The sequence below is a fragment of the Bradyrhizobium ferriligni genome, from assembly GCF_056837965.1.
In genome coordinates, this window is sequence record NZ_JBXEJO010000094.1 from 12,494 (window position 1) to 31,702 (window position 19,209).

General features: G+C 64.0%; 20 protein-coding genes. 7 read left to right on the top strand and 13 right to left on the bottom strand.

From position 1 onward, the window contains the following. Positions 1–105: 105 nt before the first annotated feature. From prmB to uvrC, 5 genes are all read right to left on the bottom strand, one after another. Complete coding sequence (gene prmB, locus AC1VNY_RS37650; protein ID WP_482408959.1) at positions 106–1,065, bottom strand: 50S ribosomal protein L3 N(5)-glutamine methyltransferase; 960 nt, start codon at positions 1,063–1,065, stop codon at positions 106–108. After that, on the bottom strand, positions 1,065–1,532 hold the full coding sequence (locus tag AC1VNY_RS37655; protein ID WP_482408960.1) for a molybdenum cofactor biosynthesis protein MoaE: 468 nt from the start codon (positions 1,530–1,532) through the stop codon (positions 1,065–1,067). The genes prmB and AC1VNY_RS37655 overlap by 1 nt, the downstream gene beginning before the upstream one ends. A gap of 8 nt (positions 1,533–1,540) precedes the next feature. Continuing rightward, a complete protein-coding gene (gene moaD / locus AC1VNY_RS37660; protein ID WP_482408961.1) occupies positions 1,541–1,792 on the bottom strand; it encodes a molybdopterin converting factor subunit 1 in 252 nt (83 codons plus the stop codon). Next, positions 1,789–2,403 (bottom strand): CDP-diacylglycerol--glycerol-3-phosphate 3-phosphatidyltransferase, encoded by a 615-nt coding sequence (gene pgsA / locus AC1VNY_RS37665; RefSeq protein ID WP_016844474.1) that lies wholly within the window; start codon positions 2,401–2,403, stop codon positions 1,789–1,791. Before pgsA ends, moaD begins: the two co-directional genes overlap by 4 nt. Before the next feature lie 193 nt (positions 2,404–2,596). Beyond that, positions 2,597–4,708, bottom strand: coding sequence for an excinuclease ABC subunit UvrC (gene uvrC / locus AC1VNY_RS37670; protein ID WP_482408962.1), 2,112 nt, complete (start codon positions 4,706–4,708; stop codon positions 2,597–2,599). Positions 4,709–4,972: 264 nt separating this feature from the next. Between uvrC and AC1VNY_RS37675 the strand changes: the two genes are divergently transcribed. After that, positions 4,973–5,596, top strand: a complete 624-nt coding sequence (locus AC1VNY_RS37675) for an outer membrane protein (RefSeq protein ID WP_016844476.1) — start codon at positions 4,973–4,975, stop codon at positions 5,594–5,596. A gap of 20 nt (positions 5,597–5,616) precedes the next feature. Here the strand turns inward: AC1VNY_RS37675 and AC1VNY_RS37680 are convergent, their stop codons facing one another. From AC1VNY_RS37680 to AC1VNY_RS37700, 5 genes are all read right to left on the bottom strand, one after another. Then, the gene (locus AC1VNY_RS37680; protein ID WP_253592597.1) at positions 5,617–5,814 is read right to left on the bottom strand and encodes a hypothetical protein; all 198 of its coding nucleotides are present in this window, start codon (positions 5,812–5,814) and stop codon (positions 5,617–5,619) included. A 53-nt stretch (positions 5,815–5,867) separates the two neighbouring features. Beyond that, positions 5,868–6,080: a cold-shock protein gene (locus AC1VNY_RS37685; RefSeq protein ID WP_016844477.1), complete on the bottom strand. Its 213-nt coding sequence runs from the start codon at positions 6,078–6,080 to the stop codon at positions 5,868–5,870. Between the two features lie 260 nt (positions 6,081–6,340). Further along, positions 6,341–7,201, bottom strand: a complete 861-nt coding sequence (locus AC1VNY_RS37690; RefSeq protein WP_482408968.1) for a 23S rRNA (adenine(2030)-N(6))-methyltransferase RlmJ — start codon at positions 7,199–7,201, stop codon at positions 6,341–6,343. A 236-nt stretch (positions 7,202–7,437) separates the two neighbouring features. Continuing rightward, positions 7,438–8,124, bottom strand: coding sequence for a ribonuclease T2 family protein (locus tag AC1VNY_RS37695; protein WP_482408963.1), 687 nt, complete (start codon positions 8,122–8,124; stop codon positions 7,438–7,440). A 114-nt stretch (positions 8,125–8,238) separates the two neighbouring features. Then, entirely contained in the window at positions 8,239–8,715 is a 477-nt protein-coding gene (locus AC1VNY_RS37700) for a hypothetical protein (protein WP_482408964.1), read from the bottom strand. A 166-nt stretch (positions 8,716–8,881) separates the two neighbouring features. On the opposite strand from AC1VNY_RS37700, the gene AC1VNY_RS37705 reads away from it, so the two are divergent. The 3 genes from AC1VNY_RS37705 to AC1VNY_RS37715 all read left to right on the top strand — a co-directional run bounded on the left by AC1VNY_RS37705 (position 8,882) and on the right by AC1VNY_RS37715 (position 12,777). Then, entirely contained in the window at positions 8,882–9,181 is a 300-nt protein-coding gene (locus AC1VNY_RS37705; RefSeq protein WP_026192261.1) for a hypothetical protein, read from the top strand. A gap of 43 nt (positions 9,182–9,224) precedes the next feature. Next, on the top strand, positions 9,225–9,755 hold the full coding sequence (locus AC1VNY_RS37710) for a DUF3617 domain-containing protein (RefSeq protein WP_018269802.1): 531 nt from the start codon (positions 9,225–9,227) through the stop codon (positions 9,753–9,755). 721 nt (positions 9,756–10,476) lie between these two features. Beyond that, entirely contained in the window at positions 10,477–12,777 is a 2,301-nt protein-coding gene (locus AC1VNY_RS37715) for a TonB-dependent siderophore receptor (protein ID WP_482408965.1), read from the top strand. Between the two features lie 68 nt (positions 12,778–12,845). Here AC1VNY_RS37715 and AC1VNY_RS37720 read toward each other — a convergent pair whose 3' ends face one another. The 3 genes from AC1VNY_RS37720 to AC1VNY_RS37730 form a co-directional block, all read right to left on the bottom strand. After that, a complete protein-coding gene (locus AC1VNY_RS37720) occupies positions 12,846–14,231 on the bottom strand; it encodes an ATP-binding protein (protein ID WP_016844484.1) in 1,386 nt (461 codons plus the stop codon). Positions 14,232–14,341: 110 nt separating this feature from the next. Next, positions 14,342–15,046 (bottom strand): response regulator, encoded by a 705-nt coding sequence (locus AC1VNY_RS37725; RefSeq protein WP_482408969.1) that lies wholly within the window; start codon positions 15,044–15,046, stop codon positions 14,342–14,344. Positions 15,047–15,065: 19 nt separating this feature from the next. Next, the gene (locus AC1VNY_RS37730) at positions 15,066–15,614 is read right to left on the bottom strand and encodes a MarR family winged helix-turn-helix transcriptional regulator (protein ID WP_482408966.1); all 549 of its coding nucleotides are present in this window, start codon (positions 15,612–15,614) and stop codon (positions 15,066–15,068) included. Between the two features lie 330 nt (positions 15,615–15,944). Here AC1VNY_RS37730 and AC1VNY_RS37735 point away from each other — a divergent pair, with 330 nt between their 5' ends. From AC1VNY_RS37735 to AC1VNY_RS37745, 3 genes are all read left to right on the top strand, one after another. Then, positions 15,945–17,024, top strand: coding sequence for a branched-chain amino acid aminotransferase (locus AC1VNY_RS37735; protein ID WP_411782935.1), 1,080 nt, complete (start codon positions 15,945–15,947; stop codon positions 17,022–17,024). A 142-nt stretch (positions 17,025–17,166) separates the two neighbouring features. Continuing rightward, positions 17,167–18,681: a histidine--tRNA ligase gene (gene hisS / locus AC1VNY_RS37740; protein ID WP_482408967.1), complete on the top strand. Its 1,515-nt coding sequence runs from the start codon at positions 17,167–17,169 to the stop codon at positions 18,679–18,681. Between the two features lie 119 nt (positions 18,682–18,800). After that, entirely contained in the window at positions 18,801–19,004 is a 204-nt protein-coding gene (locus tag AC1VNY_RS37745; RefSeq protein ID WP_018269806.1) for a tautomerase family protein, read from the top strand. Positions 19,005–19,209 lie beyond the last annotated feature (205 nt).

Consider the following 19,209-nt stretch of genomic DNA (forward strand, 5'->3'; position numbering starts at 1 on the left):
TGATTCGACGGGCCAGCGATCTTCGGAACCGGCTGGAACTGCACACGATTTTCGTTTCGCCCGGATCGGCCCCTTAATTCGCCGGAGCCGGCGGCGGCACGCCGGTCAGAGGTCCGCGGCAGCGATCCAGAACACCTCGCCCTCGGAGTCCTCGGTGTCGAGCCAGAGCAGCGGCAGGTTCGGATAGGCGGCCTCGAGATTGCCGCGGCCGCGGCCGATCTCGCAGAGCAGGCCGCCCTGCGGGGTCAGATGTTGCCTCGCCTCATCGAGCAGGCGGCGGACGATGTCGAGCCCGTCGGCGCCGCCGTCGAACGCGATCTTCGGCTCGGCACGGCACTCGCGCGGCAGCGCCGCCATGCCTTCGGCGTCGACATAGGGCGGGTTCGAGATGATGAGATCGTATCTGCTGTCGCCGAGCGGCTTGAACAGGTCGCCGCGATGGAGCGTCAGGCGATCGTCGAGGCCGTGGTCGGCGACGTTGCGCGCGGCGACCTCCAGCGCATCCTTTGAAATATCGACCGCGTCAACCGCGGCGTTGGGAAAATGCCGGGCCGCCAAAATCGCAAGGCATCCGGAGCCGGTGCAGAGGTCGAGCACGCGTTCGACCTCCTCGGGATCGCCGATCAATGAGGTGCCGTCCTCGTCGCCGCCGAAATGCGAATCCAGCAATTCACCGATGAAGGAGCGCGGCACGATGGTGCGCTCGTCGACATAGAACGGCAGGCCGCGCATATAGACCTTGTTGACGAGATAGGCGGCCGGCTTCCGCGTCGCGATCCGGCGCTCGATCAGGTCGAGGATCTGCTTGCCCTCGGCAATCGTGACGCGCGCGGTGGCAAAATTCTCGAACTGGTCGGGATGTAGGTGCAGCGTCTCGCAGATCAGGAACGCGGCTTCGGCCACCGGATCGGTGGTGCCGTGCGCGAACACGAGCTTGGCCGCGTTGAAACGGCTCACGGCATAGCGCAGGAAATCGAACAGGGTGTGAAGCTCGCCGGCACCGACTTTCGGCGCTTTCGGCACGGCGGGGCTGCGCCTCTCCGGCACTTTGCTGCGCTTGGCCATCAGGATTTGGTCCAGCGCGCGGCGGCCGCGTCGTCGTGGTCCTGCGCCTCGACCCAGCTCGCGCCGCGCGCGCTTTCCTCGCGCTTCCAGAACGGTGCGTTGGTCTTCAGATAGTCCATCAGGAACTCGGCGGCCTCGAACGCGGCCTGCCGGTGCGCCGAGGCGGTCACGACCAGCACGATGTTCTCGCCCGGCGTGATGCGGCCGAAACGATGGATGATGGTGAGGCCCTGCAACGGCCAGCGCGACAGCGCCTCGTCGGCGTGGCGCGCGATCTCGGCTTCCGCCATGCCCGGATAATGTTCGAGCGTCAGCGCCGCGATCGGCTCGCCTTGCTCGCTGCCGCGGCAGATGCCGCTGAAGCTGACGACCGCGCCGACATCGGTGCGGCCCTTGCTCAAGGCCGCGATCTCCTGCGCGACGTCGAAGTCGGCTTGCTGGATACGGATGGTCGCTGCGACGGTCATGTCGGGATCTAGCCGCCGGTCATCGGCGGAAAGAACGCGATCTCGCGGGCGCCGGAGATCGCCGCGTCCGATTTGACATGGGCGTGGTCGATCGCGGCGCGGATCACCGTCGGCTTCTCGAAGGCATACGCGTAGGCATCGTCGCGCGCGGCAAGCCAGCCGATCAGGTCGCCGACGGTGCGCACCTCGGCCGGCGGCTCGACGATCTCTTCAGCCTTGCCGATGCGTTCACGCACCCAGGCGAAATATTTCAGCTTCATCCCTCATCCTCCTTGATGAGGTGATGGATGCCGGCACGGAAATAATCCCAGCCGGTGTAGATCGTGAAGATCGCCGACATCCACAGCAGCACGATGCCGATCAGGGTGGTGGCCGGGAAAACCTGCTCGCCCGCTTCGCCGGCGATCAGAAAGCCGATCGCCACCAGCTGGATCGTCGTCTTCCATTTCGCCAGCTTGGTGACGGGAACGCTGACCCGCAAGCCTGCGAGATATTCGCGCAGGCCCGAGACCAGGATCTCGCGGCACAGGATCACGATCGCCGCCCACAGCGTCCAGCCATGGATCGAATTGTCGGCGGCCAGCATCAGAAGGCTCGAGGCGACCAGCAGCTTGTCGGCGATCGGATCGAGCATCCGGCCGAAGGCGGACTGCTGGTCCCACATCCGGGCATAATAGCCGTCGAGATAGTCGGTGATCCCCGCTGCAATGAACACGGCCAGCGCCACCCAGCGCAGCCACAACGGGCCGTCCAGGATCGATTGCCAGTAGACGCAGCCGATCACCACCGGGATCGCGGCGATCCGGGCGTAGGTCAGGATATTCGGGAGGGACATGGTCTTGGTCTGTCCCCGGGTCGTGGCGATGTTCATCCGTTCTACCAATACCGCTGAAGCGAGAAGGTCAACCGTGCGGACGCGTCAGGCGCGACCAGATTGCGCTGGATCGTCATAGCGCCTTAGCTCGTTGTTTAAGCATGATCTTTTCGGATAACTGCCTCACACTTTTTCGCATCATGCCCTAGATGCCCTGTCGCAGGCGACGCCCTGATGACTCGCCTTTGGTTTAACCCGGCTGGGCGTGGAAAAACTCGAAAATCTTGCGGGCGCTCTCGGCGCTGACGCCGGGAACCTTGCCGAGGTCGGCGATCGAGGCCCGCTCGATCTCCTTGAGCGTTCCGAAGTGGTGCAGCAAGGCACGCTTGCGGGACGGGCCGATGCCCGGGATCTCCTGCAGGCCGGCCTCGCGGATGTCTTTCTTGCGCAGCTTGCGGTGCGAGCCGATCACGAAGCGATGGGCCTCGTCGCGCAGCCGTTGGATGAAATAGAGCACCGGGTCCCGCGGCTCCAGCTTGATGGCCTCGCGGTCGGGCATGAACAGGGTTTCGCGCCCGGCATCGCGCTCCGGACCCTTGGCAACTGCCATCAGCGAGACCTCGGTCAGCCCGAGATTCTGGAAAATCTCCCGGACCGCGTTGAGCTGACCGCGGCCGCCGTCGATGATGACGAGGTCGGGCCATTGCGGGAACGAATCGTCATCCGCTTTCGTCTTGGCCGCGGCCTCGCCCTCCGGCGGTTTCAGCAATCGCTTGAAGCGGCGTTCCAGCACCTCGCGCATCATTCCGTAATCGTCGCCGGGCGTCAGCCCTTCGGACTTGATGTTGAACTTGCGGTACTGGTTTTTCATGAACCCGTCGGGTCCCGCCACGATCATCGCGCCGACCGCGTTGGTGCCCTGGATGTGGCTGTTGTCGTAGACCTCGATCCGCTTGGGTGTGTGCGGCAGGCCGAGCGTCGAGACCATGCCCTCCAGCAGCCGGCTTTGCGTCGCGGTATCGGCGAGCTTGCGGCCAAGCGCCTCGCGCGCGTTGGTGAGCGCGTGGCCGATCAGCTCCTTCTTCTCGCCGCGCTTCGGCACGGAGACCTCGACCTTGGATCCGGCCTTGACCGACAGCGCGTCGGCGAGCAGCGCGCCTTCCTCGATCTCGTGCGACAGCAGGATCAGCTTCGGCGGCGGCTTGTCGTCGTAGAATTGCGCGAGGAACGAGGACAGCACCTCCTCGGGCGTGAAGCTCTTCTCGGCCTTCGGGAAATAGGCGCGGTTGCCCCAGTTCTGGCCGGTGCGGAAGAAGAACACCTCGACGCAGGAATAGCCGCCCTCCTGGTGGATCGCGAACACATCGGCCTCTTCGACCGTGCGCGGATTGATGCCCTGCTGCGACTGGATCGCCGACAGCGCCGCGAGACGGTCGCGGTACAGCGCCGCGGTTTCGAACTCGAGCTCGCCGGACGCCTTCTCCATCTCGGCCGCGAGCAGCTCCTTCACGGCATGGCTGCGGCCGGAGAGGAATTCGGTCGCCTCGCGCACCAGTTCGCTATAGCCGGGGAAATCGATCTCGCGCGTGCAGGGGCCGGCGCAGCGCTTGATCTGATAGAGCAGGCAGGGGCGGCTGCGGCTTTCGAAGAAGCCGTCGGTGCATGAGCGGATCAGGAACGCGCGCTGCAGCGCCGTGATGGTGCGGTTGACGGCGCCTGCGTTGGCGAACGGGCCGAAATAGCGCCCCGGCCGCGACTGCGCGCCGCGATGCTTGAGGATCTGCGGCGCCCAATGGTCGCCTGATATCAGAATATAGGGAAACGACTTGTCGTCGCGCAGCTGCACATTGAAGCGCGGACGGAGCTGCTTGATCAGATTGGCTTCGAGCAGCAGCGCCTCGGTCTCGGTCATGGTCGAGACGATCTCGACCTGCGTGGTCGCCGCGATCATGCGCAGGATGCGCGCCGGCAGCGGCGCGTTGGCCCGCGCATAGGACGACAGCCGCTTTTTGACGTTCTTCGCCTTGCCGACATAGAGCACGTCGTTGGCGGCGTTGAGCATGCGATAGACGCCGGGCGAGGTCGGGGCGAGGCGGACCGCGTTCTCGATCGCGGCATGCCCGACCGAGAGCGTGCCCTCGGCGACCGCCTCGGCGGCGTCCTCCGAAGCCTCGGGCAGGCGTGCCTCGTCCTCCTCCTCGGCGGCGGAGGTTTCGGGATCGACGTCGCTTGTATCGAGCGTCAGATCGTCCTGCGGCAGGTCGGACTTTGAACCGCGCCGTGGCTTGGGATCAGCCTTGGAGTCGGCCTGGGGATCAGCTTTGGGGGCCGGCGTCGGACGCTCGGGAGAATCGTGAACCATGGGCCGTAAACTAAGTGCTTGGGCGACCGGTCGCCAGCGTTGACGGCACCAAGAAAACCACCTCGATTGCAGGAGGTTACCGGCGCCGCGCGGATGCCCGGAGGGGGTGTGTAACACCTTGTTAAGACTGATGAGCGGGCCGGTAACCGGGCTTAACAGCCCTTTAACTTAAAACTCTCGATAAACCTTAGCGAAAAAAGTGGAATTCCGTAACCACGCCGGCCTGGCCGGCGGGCTGCGGCTGTTGCGTGGTGGAGAGTACCAATGACCCGGTTTGTCGCGCGTGCGCTGGCACTGATCGTTGCAGGCTGGACGACCTCGGCGGCGTCGGCCGACCTCAACTACGGATCGCCCTATACCGTCTATCAGCCGCTCAATGCCTATAGCTGGGCCGGCCCCTATCTTGGCGGCAATGTCGGCTATGGCTGGGGCTCGGTCGAGAACAACCCGACCAAGCCGTCCGGTTTCGTCGGCGGTGTGCAGGCCGGCTACAACTTCCAGAACGGCTCACCCTGGGTGTTCGGTATCGAGGCCGATATCCAGGGCACCACGGCCGACGACCGGTTCGCGCCGTGGAAGTTCTCCAATCCGTGGTTCGGCACGGTGCGCGGCCGCGCCGGCTATGCGGTCAACAACGTGCTGTTCTACGCGACCGGCGGTCTCGCCTTCGGCGAACTGCGCGGCGAGACGTTCGGTATCACGGAGAGCCACACCAATGCGGGCTTCACCGTCGGTGCTGGCGCCGAAATGGGCTTTGCCCCGCACTGGAGCGCCAAGATCGAATATCTCTACGTCGACCTTGCCAACAGCAATTTCACGATCACCGGTGGCGTGTCGAACGGCTACAGCTTCAGCCTGGTTCGCGCCGGCATCAACTATCACTTTTGAGAACAAGAAAACGTCGACCATCAACTCCCGGCCGCGCCTTGCGCGGCCGGGTTTTTCTTTGTGTTGATGATCTCAACGTCGCGCATGGCGGCATGCACGCCGCGGCGTCCGCGAATCCAATCGGTGGGCCGCACGTGTGGGATATGCGGCACCGCCAGTCGCGTCCGCATCATGCAGGTGGTCATCCAGAGCACGCCAGCCGCGCGCTCGGCGGTCAACTCACACGCAACGCCTCATTCGGCGTTCATCACGAGCCGCGCATCGCGAGCGCTCATGAGACCACCAGGTTGACCGCCTTCGGGCCCTTGCCCTTCTTGTCGGGCTCAACCTCGAACGTAATGCGTTGTCCTTCAGTCAGGTCCTTCAATCCGGCACGCTCGACAGCTGTGATGTGAACGAACACATCGCGGCCGCCATCATCAGGCTTGATGAAGCCGTAGCCACGCTCTCCGTTGAAGAACTTGACTGTCCCAGTCATGGCCATCGGGAAACTCCTCCCCCGTATTGCTCCACCGCTACGCGCACGCCGCGTAGCGGTTGACCGACATTCGCTTGTCGGAAGCTTGGCCACCTGAACAGGCCGGCGTCACGCCGCCGGTCTGCCTGGATTTATTTCGGCCTTGTCACTCCGCCGCAACCATTCGCGGAAGCGGAACGTAAAGCCAGTCGTAACAGGATGAGCATAATACGGTTCCGCGCAAATTGCCTATGCTCAAAATTGAACTTTTCAGTAGGAGCTATCGATCAAGGTTTAGGCGTCTCGAGTCTGAAGCGTCCCGCACCGCCTTGACCGAGCGGCCTCTCGAGTTCGGGCAGGATGATCTTCAACTCATTCGCCAGCGTCCACGGCGGATTCACCAGCAAAAGCCCTGTGGAAACGAGGCCTGCGCCTGCTTCTTGCGGTGCCACACTGAATTCCAAACGCAGGCATTTGCCGGCGGGCCGACTCGCTGCTGCTGCAGCGGCCACACTGCGCGCTAACTCATCGGTGGCTCTCCGGGTTTTTACGGGGTACCACAAAAGATACGTGCCGGTCGGCCACTTCGCGAATGCTTCCGTGAAAGCACTGGCCAGCCGCTCGAACTCGTCCTTCGCTTCGAACGGCGGATCGATCAGCACCAGGCCGCGCCGCTCGTTCGGCGGCAAGAATGCAGGCAGCGCCATCCAGCCGTCGAGATCGACGACGCGCGCTTGCGCGTCGCGTCGCAAGGCGTCGATCAGTTGTTTGCGCGCCGTCGGTTCGATCTCGCAGGCGGTGAGGCGATCTTGCGGACGCAGCAGCGCCCGCGCGATCAACGGCGAACCAGGATAGGCTTTCAGCTCGCCTCTCGGATTGAATGCCCTGATGATGTCGAGATAGGGCGCGATCAGCGGCAACGCCTTGTCGGAGAGCCGCGCCTGCATCAGCCGCGCGATGCCGGTGAGCCATTCGCCGCCGCGCTGCGCTTCGCTCGACGTCAAATCATAGAGGCCGGCGCCGGCATGGGTGTCGATGACGCGGAACGGCGCCTGCTTGTCCTGCAGATAGGTGAGCATGCGCACCAGCACGATGTGCTTGATGACGTCGGCAAAGCTGCCGGCATGAAAGGCGTGACGGTAGTTCATGTGATGATCGTGCTGCGCTCCCAAAGGGTCGCGCATGTTGTACTCGTCATGCCCGGGCTTGTCCCGGCCTTCGCTAAAGCTTCGGCGGGGTTAACATCCGAGCTCGGCGAAGGCTTGGCGTAGCCGGCTCCCGGGCATCTGCACCTTATCTTGCTTGTTTCGCGATGGCGCAGGTGGCCGGGACGTTTTGCGCGACGACGCGCGGCGCAGGTCCGCCGGCCATGACGCAGAGAGTTTCAGCCGCCGCGAACCGGCGGCATCAGCACCTGATCGCGGCGGCAGGCGCGGCGATCGATTTCCTCGCAGGAGCGGAATTGCAGATCCTTGCTGAGGCAGATCCGCACCTCGCTGAGCCGCTTGCTGTCGCAGGTCACCGAGATTGCGGAGTTGCTGAGGCCCGGATTGACCTTGATGAACGCCGCCTCCAGCTCGTCGGGCGCGACCGTCTTCGGCTCCGACAATTGCAGGAATTCCTCGGGGATCTTCACCGTGGCGCGGGCCTTGCGGATGGCTTCGAAATAGGCGCGTTCGCCGAGACCGGAGCAGGTGCCGTGCTTGTCCCACTCATTGTAGATCAGCCCGGGCGCCGGCATCAGGTCGAGCATCGAGCTCATGATGCTGCGGGCGAGTCGCGGCGAGGGCCGCTGGCAGTATTCCGGAAAGCCCCGCTCATATTGCGGCCACAGGCCGTGCACCACGAAGGAATAGGGCCGTCCGCCGCACTGCGCCTGCGTGCCGCGGCCGTTGTTGCCGCGCTCGCTCGCCGCCTCGCAGAACGAGGGCGACCACGACAGCGACAGTACATAGAAATCGAACTCACCGGGCGCATTCTGGCGGCGATCCTGGGCCGAGGCCCCAACCGCACTGCACAGAATAATGGCAACCGAAATCAAAAATCGGGAAATTGTGTCCAACCGAGGCATCAAACGCTCCCCTCACTCGACCGCCCAGAGCCTAGCAGGCCGCGAGAACATTTCAAGAACAAAAAGCCGCCGTCCAAATGGCGGCGGCTTCTGCTTTAGCAGTCTGGTCGGAGATCAGGGCCGGGCGGCCTTGCAGGACGGGTTATAGGCCCAGTTGCGGTCGAGCCCCGCGACGCACCATTCGACGCCCTGATTGATGCTGGCAAAGCCGCCGTCCTCGATGATCGAATAGTGCACCTTGCGCACCTTGCCATCGCTCAGCATCGCCTCGCCGCTGCAATAGCGGCGCGGAATATTGTCGGACTGCCAGGGACGGAAGGCGGTTTCGTGAATCCCGTTGAAGCCGGTGATCACGAGCGGCGAATTCCAGAAGGTGGCTTCCTTTTCCTGGAATTGCGTGCTGATGACCGTCAGGGCCTTCTCGCATGGGGCCACATTGCCGTCATAGCGCGGGCCGGACAGCCAAAAGTTCATTTCGAGCGGATTGGCGGCCTGGGCCGTGCCCCCGAACGCCAGCGTGCCGACCACGAGTGCGGTGCCGAGGCCGAGCTTGCGGCCGAGTTTATTGCGGGAGCTGAACAGGTTGCGCATGGGAATCCACCCGATTATCCGATGCCGCGGACGGTGCCGCGAAGCCCCGGCAAGGTCAAGTGCAGCGCGGCAACACCTGCGGAGAAGTCCACTTTGGGGACCCGGCTCGTTCTTTTCACGGTCGCCGGCGCACTCTATGTTGGCTCGAAGCGAAATGGAGTCTGCGATGCGAAGGAAATTGGCCGCGTGCCTGGTTGCCGTTTGCGGGATGCTGGCCGTTGTGCCGGCGCGGGCCGACTGGATGCAGCCGGTGCCGCCGTTCAAGGGCAATGATACCGGCGGTATCATCGCCTATACGCTGGCGACCCAGGCCGACGCCCGGCAGCTCGCCGTCGATCACTGCGCCTCCTACGGCAAGGTGGTCAAGTTCCTTGCGATGCAGAACTATCCGGGCGGCTACATCTCTTTCGCCTGTCGCTGGGTGCCCTATGGCGCAGCCCAGAGGCCGCTGCGCACGCTCTACTGAGCGCGCTTCAAATCTTTCGATCGTTCAGCCGGGAGCCGACCGCATGACCCGACAGCTTGCCTTGCTTGGTTCGGCTGTGTGCCTTGTCCTGTCCGCTGGCGCCGCAAGTGCCGTCGACCTGCCGATCCGCAAGGCCGGTCTGTGGGAGATGAAAATGGTGCGCACCGGCGGGCCGATGCCGGAAATCACCATGCAGCACTGCACCGACGAGACCACCGACAAGGAGATGAGCGCGGCGGCCTCGCCGATGGCCAAGGAAGTCTGCTCCAAGCAGGATATCCAGAAGACCGCGACCGGCTATGTGAGCGACAGCGTCTGCAGCGTCGCCGGCATGACGATGCAGAGCCATGCCGAGATCGTCGGCGATTTCAATTCCGCCTACACGGTGAAGAGCACCTCGCATGCCGAGGGCGGCGCGGCCGGCTCGCGCGATACCACGATGACGATCGAGGCGAAGTGGCTCGGCGCCTGCAAGAGCGACCAGAAGGCCGGTGACATCATCATGCCCGGCGGCATGAAGATGAACGTCAAGGACATGGAAAAGCTAAAGGGCCTCCTGCCCAAGCAGAAGTAGCGCGTAGCGCATTCGGCTGTTGCCGCGCCTGAATGCATCGCCTCGCATGCCGAGAGGCTGTGCCGCTTGCACCACCATCACTTCGAGTAGCTCGCGACAAAATTGCAAAGCAATCTTGCGCTGAGGCGATGTGCAATCCATCCGATCCCTCCCGTCACCCCCAGGGCTATCGCATATGCCCCTTGGCGACCGCGCAAGTGCTTGGCCTCGTGGTTCGAGACGCGCCGCAAGCGGCGCTCCTCACCATGAGGGTCTACTATTGTGCCGCAGAACAAGACCTCATCCTGAGGAGCCCGCCGGAGGCGGGCGTCTCGAAGGATGGCCACGAGCACACCGCCACGAAATGCGATAGCCTTTGCGCGGGGATGACGGTTCACCGCGTTCGTGCGCTCCTTGGAGCGCGATGACGTCGACGGGATGCAACATCATTGAATGATCGCTGCGTGCCTCGCGTTCGAGACTCTCTGCGAGAGACGACGCGCATCGCATTCGTCGAGTCGAAAGCCTGACGCGCCAACCTGTCGTTTTGAACCGTTCCAGTGTTGCGCATCTTGAATCATTCCAGTGTTGCGCTTCGTTTCTGCTTTCATCGATTCTATTTTGCGCGTGTGGAATTTCGCGCATCCCGCCGATAGAAGTCCGCCCCAATCGATGCCGGCCTTGTCGCAAACGCGACTCGACCGATGTCAGCGTAAGGCAATGTGGGGATTGTTTGGTGGGAATGGTTTCGTATCGGAGCAAGCGCGGCTTGCTCGGATCAACGGCTGCGATCAATGCAGCGCTGCTCGGTTCGGTCGTGCTTGTGCCAATGGGCACAGACGTCGCCTGCGCTCAGGCGCAGACAAGTCCTCCGCAGAACAATGTCAGCGAACTTCCCGCAGTGACGGTCGATGAACCCGGCGCCGCAAAGAAGCGCGGTGCCGTCGTTTCAAGCCAGAACACCAGGGCTTCGCGCGCGGTCGCGGCGAACCGGCGCCGCAATGCCGCGGCGCCCGCCCAGAGTCAGGCTCCGCGGTCGCAAGGCACAGGTGGCGCGATCGGTACGACGACGGGTTACGTCGCGACCGCCGGCACGGCCGGCACCAAGACCAGCACAGCGCTGATCGAAACGCCGCAGTCGCTTTCGGTCGTCACGCAAAAGGAGCTTCGGGATCGCAACGTTCAGACGCTCAAGGACGCCGTCAGCTACACGCCGGGCGTGACGACCACGGCGTTCGGCTATGATCCAAGGTTCGATAGTTTCTACATCCGTGGCTTCGATGCGACCTATACGGGGATCTATCGCGACGGCCTGCGTCAGGGCGGCGGCAACTTCGCCATTCCCAAGATCGAACCTTACGGTCTCGACAGCGTGTCGATCCTCCGTGGTCCCGCCTCAGGCCTCTATGGCCTCGGCTCTCCGGGAGGCATCGTGGACGTCACGACCAAGCGGCCGCCGCTGACGGCATTCGGTGAGGTGCAGCTGCAAGGCGGCACCTACGACCGTTACCAGGGCAGTTTCGATGTCGGTGGTCCGGTGCCCGGCAGCGATCAACTGTACTACCGGCTGACCGGTTTGCTGCGCGACGCGAAGACCTGGTACCCCGGCAACGACGACGATCGCGCCTATATCGCGCCTGCGCTGACCTGGCGGCCGGACGCCGATACGTCCTTCACCATCCTCAGCGAATATCAAAAGAGCCGAACCGCCGCGAGCATCGGCAACTTCCGCACGCCCGACGGACAATTGACCAACATCTATTCGAATGATCCGGCGTTCAGCGCGATGGATCAGAAGCAATATCGCATTGGCTACGCGTTCGAGCACAATGTCGACGACGTGTGGACGGTGCGGCAGAACTTCCGCTTCTACCAGGTCGACGTCGACGCGAAATACACCCAGATCGATTCGATCGACAGCAGCACCAATCTGGCGTCGCGGTCGGCCTGGCGGATACTGGACAGCTTCAACACGGTGACGCTCGACAATCAGGCCGAGGCCAAGTTCATGCTCGGCGCGATCAGGAACACGGCGCTGTTCGGCGTCGACTACGGTCACTCCTACTACAATGACAAGATCGGCTACGGGCCGGCGCCCGATCTCAATCTCCTGACCATGAACTACGGTGCCCAGGCGATCGCGACACCGGCATTCTCGATCTTCAACAAGCAGTCGACCGACGAGGTCGGTGTCTATGCACAGGAGCAGGCCAAGCTCGGAGGCTTCATTCTGACGCTCAACGGGCGCCAGAGCTGGGTGTCGCAGACGACGACCGCGGGTCTGGACGGCGTGCCGTCAACGCAGAAGGCGACTGCCTTCACCGGCCGTGCGGGGCTGAGCTACGTCTTCGACAACGGCATTGCGCCCTATCTCAGCTACGCGACGGCATTCGCCCCGCAGGTCGGCGTCGATGCATCCGGATTGCCGTTCAGGCCGACCACCGGCGAGCAGAAGGAAGTGGGCATCAAGTACCAGATGCCGCAGATTCCGGTGCTGTTGACCGCCGCGGTGTTCGACATCACGCAGGACAATGTGCTGCGCACCGATCCGAACGACATGGCGTTCCAGGCAGCCACCGGGCAGGTCGAATCCAAGGGCGTGGAGCTCGAGGCGAAGCTGGCGCTCAAGCAGGGATTTGATCTCACCGCCGCCTACACCCATCTCAACGTCGTGATCACGCAGGGCAATCCCGACACGACCGGCAATGAGCTCTCCGGCATTCCGAGGAATTCCTTCGCCGCCTTTGGCAAATATACATTCCAGTCCGGCGTGCCCGTCGAAGGGCTCGGGCTTGGCCTCGGCGTGCGTTATATCGGCACGAACTTCGGCAACGACCAGAACACGTTCCAGAACGCGGCGACGACGTTGTTCGATGCGGTGATCGATTACGATCTCGGCAAGCTGGACCGGCGATTCCTCGGCGCAACGGTGCGCGTCAACGCGACCAATCTGTTCGACACGCACTACCAGACCTGCCAGTCCGGTTACTGTTATGCCGGCGAACGGCGGCAGGTCATCGGCACCTTGTCCTACCGCTGGTAGCTCGAATTTGTTGTTTGGACGCGTTGTCTTCACGCGAACCGGCGTCCGCTTCGCCCGAAAACGCTATGTTACACCGGCACCCGCACGACGGCGCGCAGGCCGCCCATCGGGCTTTCGCTGAGCATGATATCGCCGCCATGCGAGCGGGCGATGTCGCGGGCGATCGCAAGCCCGAGCCCGGTGCCGCCTTCGTCCTGGTTGCGGGCATCGTCGAGCCGCAGGAACGGCTTGAACACTTCCTCGCGCATGTCGGCGGGGATGCCCGGTCCGTCGTCGTCGACCGTGACGTTGAGATAGCGATGGTCGCGATGGCCGGTGATCGAGATCGTATTGGCGTGGCGCGCTGCGTTGGAGACGAGGTTGGCGAGACAGCGCTTGAACGAGGCCGGCTTCACCGTGACGACGGGCAGGCCGTGGAACGCAACGGTTGCGGTGTGGCCGTGGCGTTCGGCGTCGCTGCGCAATTCCTCCAGCGCCAACGCCATGTCGGTCGGCTGCGCGACCTCGCCGGAATCGCCGCGCGCGAAGGCGAGGTAGTCCTCCAGCATCATCGACATCTCGTCGACGTCCTTGCGCATCGCGTCGATCTCGGGGCCTTCACCGATCAGGGCAAGCTCGAGCTTGAACCGGGTCAGGATGGTGCGCAGATCGTGCGATACGCCGGCGAGCATCGCGGTGCGCTGCTCGATCGAACGTTCGACGCGCGCCTTCATCTCGATGAAGGCCTGCGCCGCCCGCCGCACCTCGCGCGCACCGCGCGGCCGGAAGTTCGGCGCCTCGCGGCCCTTGCCGAAACTTTCGGCGGCGTCCGCGAGCCGCAGGATCGGCTTGATCTGGTTGCGCAGGAACAGCACGGCGACGATCAACAGGATCGTCGAGGTGCCGAGCATCCAGAAGATGAAGATCTCCGAATTGGAGGCGTAGGCCGCGCTGCGCTGGGCGAAGATCCGCATCACCGAATCGTCGAGCTGCACGCGGATCTCGACCAAATTGGACTTGCCCACGGTGTCGATCCAGAACGGACGGCTGATCTGGCGGCCGAGCTGCACCGAAAGCGTCTGGTCGAGCAGCGAGAAGAACGGCTTCGGCCCCGGCGGCGGCATGTCGCCGGCGGGAAGGAAGTCGACCACCAGCTGCAGTTTCTGGGCGATGCGGCGAAGCTGCGCGCGGTCCTTGTCCTGCGGGTAGCTCTTGTAGACGTCGATCAGCGCGGCGATATCGGACACCACCGCGGCCGACAGGCGCCGCGTCACCGTGTTCCAGTGCCGCTCCATGAACACGAACGCCACCACGGTCTGCAGGATTACCATCGGCACGATCATGATCAGCAGCGCGCGGGCATAGAGGCCGGTCGGCATCCAGCTCTTGAACGCATTGCCCATCCAGCCGTTCGCCTTCGAGACGCGCTGCGAGGCGTTCTTGATCAGGGTCAGGCCGGAGTCGAGCGTGCTCATGCGGATGCTCTACAGCATGATCCGGAAAACTGCGCAGCGGTTTTCCGGCAAGATCATGCTCAAACAAGGATCTGAAGCGCGATGACGATTCATCCTGATCTCATCGCGCTTCAGGGCGAGGCCACCAGGCGATAGCCGATGCCGCGCACCGCCTGCAGGAACAGCGGATTGGCGGGATCGTGCTCGATCTTGCGGCGCAGGCGGTTGATCTGCACGTCGACCGCGCGTTCGTTGACGGTGCCGCCGGAGGTCAGCTCGGCGCGCGGCACGGTCTCGCCGGGCGCGCTCGCAAGGATGCGCAGCATCTCGCGCTCGCGATCGGTGAGATGGATGATCTCCTCGCCCTGACGCAGTTCGCTGCGCTCGATGTGGAAAATGTAGGGGCCGAACGCGATCTGCTCGACGACTGCGACCTGCGGCGGCGCGGTGCGCTTGAGGATATTGCCGATCCGGAGCACGAGCTCGCGCGGCTCGAACGGCTTGGCGACATAATCGTCGGCGCCGATCTGCAGGCCCTCGATGCGCGCTTCCGCCTCGTGGCGGGCGGTCAGCATGATGATCGGCACGGTCGAGGAGCTGCGGATGAAGCGGGCGAGGTCGAAGCCGTTCTCGCCGGGCATCATCACGTCGAGGATCAGCAAGTCGAAATGCAGCCCGAGCAGCTTGGCGCGTGCGTCGGTGGCGCTCATCGCCGTCGTGACGCGATAGCCTTCGCCGGAAAGAAAGCGCGACAACAGGTCGCGAATGCGGCGGTCGTCGTCGACCAAGAGAAGATGCGGCGCGTCGTCGGCCGGCTCGATCGGCGCGCGCATCATGGTTGCAGCCTGCACCAGCTCACTCCCTCGTTTTTTTGCCGCCGCCGAAGATCGCTTCGAGCACCTTGTCGGGATCGTCGCGGTCGATCATCGCGCGGAGGAATTGCCGAACCGTCTCGACGCCGGCCGGATCGATGCCGGCGACCGCGCGGTTGATGCGGTCGGTCTGCAGCCCCGCCAGCTTGGCGACCAGCGCCTCGCCCTTCGGGGTGGCGTAGAGCAGGCGCTGCCGGCGGTCGTTGTTGCCGGTCTTCTGCACGATGTAGCCCTCGTCCAAGAGCTGCTTGAGCACGCGCCCGAGCGACTGCTTGGTGATGCGCAGGACGTCGAGCAGGTCGGCGACCTTCAGCCCCGGATAGCGGGTAACGAAGTGGATGACGCGGTGGTGGGCGCGGCCGAAGCCGAACGCCTCCAGCTCCTGGTCGGCGTCGCCGACAAAGTCGCGGTAGGCGAAGAACAACAGCTCGATGATGTCCCAGCGCAGGTCGCGCGCCCCCGCCGCAGGAGCCTGGTCGTCTCCCTGCGAATCGGGCTTGGCAGCCATGCCTGAGAAATTTATGTCAGTCATATTGACGTATCTTGGGTTCAATGTTACAAAACTGCCTGTCACGACGAAACATTAGGTCGTTTTGTCCTCGACAGCGTTTAAGGCGGCCTGAACGAGCCTGTGACGCGGTTTGGGCCGCAAATTGGACTACCGTGCGATTGTCGAGCGGCATTTCGGCAAACATACTGGACTTCAGCATTCCGCAAAAGCATGTCTAAACGGCATGTTGGCGATGGAAGCCGGCGGCGCGGCCGGCGGTGGTGAAGTTCGGGCCAGCCGAGCCTGATGGCTCCGGGGGAAACAGGCCGGCGCCGGGTATCGCGCCGGTTCCGACAGCGGAAAGCAAGAAAAATGACTTTGAAATTCGATATCCAGCCTTCGCCGAATGCAACGTCCGACAAGGATCGCGCGGCGAAGCTCGTGGACCCGGGCTTCGGCCGGGTCTTCACCGATCACATGGCGATCGTCCGCTACAGCCAGGGCAAGGGCTGGCACAGCGCCCGCGTCGAGGCCCGCGCGAATTTTCCGCTCGATCCGGCCGGCGCGGTGCTGCACTACGCCCAGGAAATTTTCGAAGGCCTCAAGGCCTACAAGCGCGACGATGGCGGCGTGAACCTGTTTCGCCCCGACGCCAATGCCCGCCGCTTCCATGATTCGGCCGAGCGCATGGCGATGGCGCCGTTGCCCGAGGATTTGTTCATCGATGCGGTCGAGCAACTGGTGCGGATCGATCGCGCCTGGATCCCGGGCGGCGAGGGCAGTCTCTATCTGCGGCCCTTCATGATCGCGAGCGAGATCTTCCTCGGCGTGAAGCCGTCGGCCGAATACATCTTCTCGGTCATCGCCTCGCCGGTCGGCTCCTATTTCAAGGGCGGCCCGGCGCCGGTGTCGATCTGGGTGTCGGAGAATTACACGCGCGCCGCCATCGGCGGCACCGGCGCCGTCAAGTGCGGCGGCAATTACGCGGCCAGCCTGCGCGCGCAGGCCGAGGCGATCGAACGGGGCTGCGACCAGGTCGTGTTCCTCGATGCGGTCGAGCGCCGCTACATCGAGGAGCTCGGCGGCATGAACGTGTTCTTCGCGTTCGATGACGGCTCGCTGCTGACGCCGCCGCTGGGCACCATCCTGCCCGGCATCACCCGCGACTCGATCATCGCGCTTGCCAAGGATGCCGGAACGCGTGTGCGCGAGGAGCCCTACACGATCCAGCAATGGCGCGCTGACGCCGCCAGCGGCAAGCTGAAAGAGGCGTTCGCCTGCGGCACCGCGGCCGTCATCTCGCCGATCGGCAAAGTGTGCTCGGCAAGTGGCGATTTCCAGATCAGCGGCGGCGTGGCCGGCCCGGTCGCCATGGGCCTGCGCAAGAAGCTGGTCGACATCCAGTACGGTCGCACCAACGACCCGCATAACTGGATCCGAAACGTCCAGTGACGGACGCAACGTCATTCCGGGGCGAGGCGCAGCATCGAACCCGGAATCTCGAGATTCCGGGTCTGGTCCTGCGGACCATCCCGGAATGACAGCGTAGCGGCACCGGTTGCCGCCTTGCGCGCCGGCTGGTAAACGGCCGCTCATGGCCGAGAAACCCAAAAAACCCCAGAAACTGAAGGCGCGCCTGCCGCGTGGGCTGGAAGATCGCGGCCCGGCCGCGATCAATGCCACGCGGGCGATGGTCGAGAAGATCCGCGCCGTCTACGAGCTGTACGGCTTCGAGCCGGTGGAGACGCCGGCGATGGAATACACTGACGCGCTCGGCAAGTTCCTGCCCGACCAGGACCGGCCCAACGAGGGCGTGTTCTCGTTCCAGGACGATGACGAGCAGTGGATCTCGCTGCGCTACGACCTGACCGCGCCGCTCGCGCGCTATGTCGCGGAAAACTTCGATGCGCTGCCGAAGCCTTATCGGTCGTATCGGTTCGGCTACGTCTTCCGCAACGAGAAGCCCGGTCCCGGCCGCTTCCGCCAGTTCATGCAGTTCGACGCCGACACCGTCGGCTCGGCGACGCCCGCGGCCGACGCCGAGATTTGCATGATGGCAGCCGACACGATGGAAGCGCTCGGCATTCCGCGCGGCTCCTATGTCGTAAAGGTGAACAACCGCAAGGTGCTCGATGGCGTGCTCGAGGCGATCGGCCTCGGTGGCGACGAGAATGCAGGCCGCCGTCTTACGGTGCTGCGCGCGATCGACAAGCTGGACAAATTTCCCGCCGATGAAGTTCGCAAGCTGCTTGGTCCCGGACGGTGGGATGGCGGCGAAGAGGGCAAGGGCGACTTTACCAAGGGCGCCGACCTGAGCCCCGCGGATGCCGATATCGTCCTGGCCGTCACGCAGAAGCGTGACGATTGGCGAGAGGCGATTGCTGCGGCAGAGACCTATCTGGCGAAGAGCGAAGTTGGTCAGGCCGGCGTGAGCGAGCTCGAAGAGATCGCCAAGCTGGTCGCGGCGTCCGGCTATGGCGCGGATCGCATCCGCATCGATCCCACTGTCGTTCGCGGCCTCGAATATTACACCGGCCCCGTCTATGAGGTTGAGCTGCTGCTCGACACCAAGGACGAGAAGGGCCGCCCGGTGCGGTTCGGCTCGGTCGGTGGCGGCGGCCGCTATGATGGTCTGGTCTCGCGCTTCCGCGGCGAGCCGGTGCCGGCGACCGGCTTCTCGATCGGCGTGTCGCGCCTGCAGGCTGCGCTGACGATGCTCGGCCAGCTCGATACGCAGGCCGAGTTCGGTCCTGTCGTCGTCACCGTGTTCGATCGCGACCGCGTCGCCGACTACCAGAAGATGGTCGCGCAGCTGCGCCAGGCCGGCATCCGCGCCGAGCTCTATCTCGGCAATCCGAAGAACATGGGCAATCAGCTCAAATATGCCGATCGCCGCAACTCGCCCTGCGTGATCATCCAGGGCTCGGACGAGCAGGCGCGCGGCGAGGTGCAGATCAAGGATCTGATCGAGGGCGCCAAGGCCGCCGCTGCGATCGCCTCCAACCAGGAATGGCGTGAGACGCGTCCGGCGCAGTTCTCCTGCGCGGAGGCCGATCTGGTCGCCAGGGTCCGCGAGGTCCTGGCGCGGCATGACGTGGCGTGGGGATAGCCATTCGCTTGTGACGTCATGCCCGGCCTTGTGCCGGGCATCCACCTCTTGTTTGATGCGCGGCGACGTGAATGACCGGGAGGAGCCCGGCCATGGCGACAACAAGAGGGAGAGCAACAATGCCTGAGATCACCGTGAGCATGGCCGCCGGCCGCACCGACGAGCAGAAGCTCGGCATGATGCGCGACATCACCCAGGCGCTGGTGAAGAATCTCGGCGTCGATGCCGACGCGGTCGTGATCCAGATCAACGAAGCGCCGCTGCATCACAAGATGAAGGGCGGCAAGTCGTTCGTCGAGCGCGCGGCTGCGGCGAAGAAGTAATTCAACTTCGTCGTCCCTGCGAAAGCAGGGACTCATAACCACCGATGCTTGTTATGTATGTTCGCTGGGGCCCCAGCCATCGCAACACAAGCGTCGGTGGTTATGGGTCCCTGTGTCTTGGAAGTCTGTCAGGATGAGGGTGGGCGGGAAGCCGTTGGGTCCTTGGCGCTTGACGCCGCGAGCCGGCTCGGTCTCCCGCCCGTTC

Bases quoted from the DNA above. Each gene is read 5' to 3' on its own strand.
- prmB (WP_482408959.1), bottom strand. From the start codon at position 1,065: ATGGCCAAGCGCAGCAAAGTGCCGGAGAGGCGCAGCCCCGCCGTGCCG.
- AC1VNY_RS37655 (WP_482408960.1), bottom strand. From the start codon at position 1,532: ATGACCGTCGCAGCGACCATCCGTATCCAGCAAGCCGACTTCGACGTC.
- moaD (WP_482408961.1), bottom strand. From the start codon at position 1,792: ATGAAGCTGAAATATTTCGCCTGGGTGCGTGAACGCATCGGCAAGGCT.
- pgsA (WP_016844474.1), bottom strand. From the start codon at position 2,403: ATGAACATCGCCACGACCCGGGGACAGACCAAGACCATGTCCCTCCCG.
- uvrC (WP_482408962.1), bottom strand. From the start codon at position 4,708: ATGGTTCACGATTCTCCCGAGCGTCCGACGCCGGCCCCCAAAGCTGAT.
- AC1VNY_RS37675 (WP_016844476.1), top strand. From the start codon at position 4,973: ATGACCCGGTTTGTCGCGCGTGCGCTGGCACTGATCGTTGCAGGCTGG.
- AC1VNY_RS37685 (WP_016844477.1), bottom strand. From the start codon at position 6,080: ATGGCCATGACTGGGACAGTCAAGTTCTTCAACGGAGAGCGTGGCTAC.
- AC1VNY_RS37690 (WP_482408968.1), bottom strand. From the start codon at position 7,201: ATGAACTACCGTCACGCCTTTCATGCCGGCAGCTTTGCCGACGTCATC.
- AC1VNY_RS37695 (WP_482408963.1), bottom strand. From the start codon at position 8,124: ATGCCTCGGTTGGACACAATTTCCCGATTTTTGATTTCGGTTGCCATT.
- AC1VNY_RS37700 (WP_482408964.1), bottom strand. From the start codon at position 8,715: ATGCGCAACCTGTTCAGCTCCCGCAATAAACTCGGCCGCAAGCTCGGC.
- AC1VNY_RS37705 (WP_026192261.1), top strand. From the start codon at position 8,882: ATGCGAAGGAAATTGGCCGCGTGCCTGGTTGCCGTTTGCGGGATGCTG.
- AC1VNY_RS37710 (WP_018269802.1), top strand. From the start codon at position 9,225: ATGACCCGACAGCTTGCCTTGCTTGGTTCGGCTGTGTGCCTTGTCCTG.
- AC1VNY_RS37715 (WP_482408965.1), top strand. From the start codon at position 10,477: ATGGTTTCGTATCGGAGCAAGCGCGGCTTGCTCGGATCAACGGCTGCG.
- AC1VNY_RS37720 (WP_016844484.1), bottom strand. From the start codon at position 14,231: ATGAGCACGCTCGACTCCGGCCTGACCCTGATCAAGAACGCCTCGCAG.
- AC1VNY_RS37725 (WP_482408969.1), bottom strand. From the start codon at position 15,046: ATGATGCGCGCGCCGATCGAGCCGGCCGACGACGCGCCGCATCTTCTC.
- AC1VNY_RS37730 (WP_482408966.1), bottom strand. From the start codon at position 15,614: ATGACTGACATAAATTTCTCAGGCATGGCTGCCAAGCCCGATTCGCAG.
- AC1VNY_RS37735 (WP_411782935.1), top strand. From the start codon at position 15,945: ATGACTTTGAAATTCGATATCCAGCCTTCGCCGAATGCAACGTCCGAC.
- hisS (WP_482408967.1), top strand. From the start codon at position 17,167: ATGGCCGAGAAACCCAAAAAACCCCAGAAACTGAAGGCGCGCCTGCCG.
- AC1VNY_RS37745 (WP_018269806.1), top strand. From the start codon at position 18,801: ATGCCTGAGATCACCGTGAGCATGGCCGCCGGCCGCACCGACGAGCAG.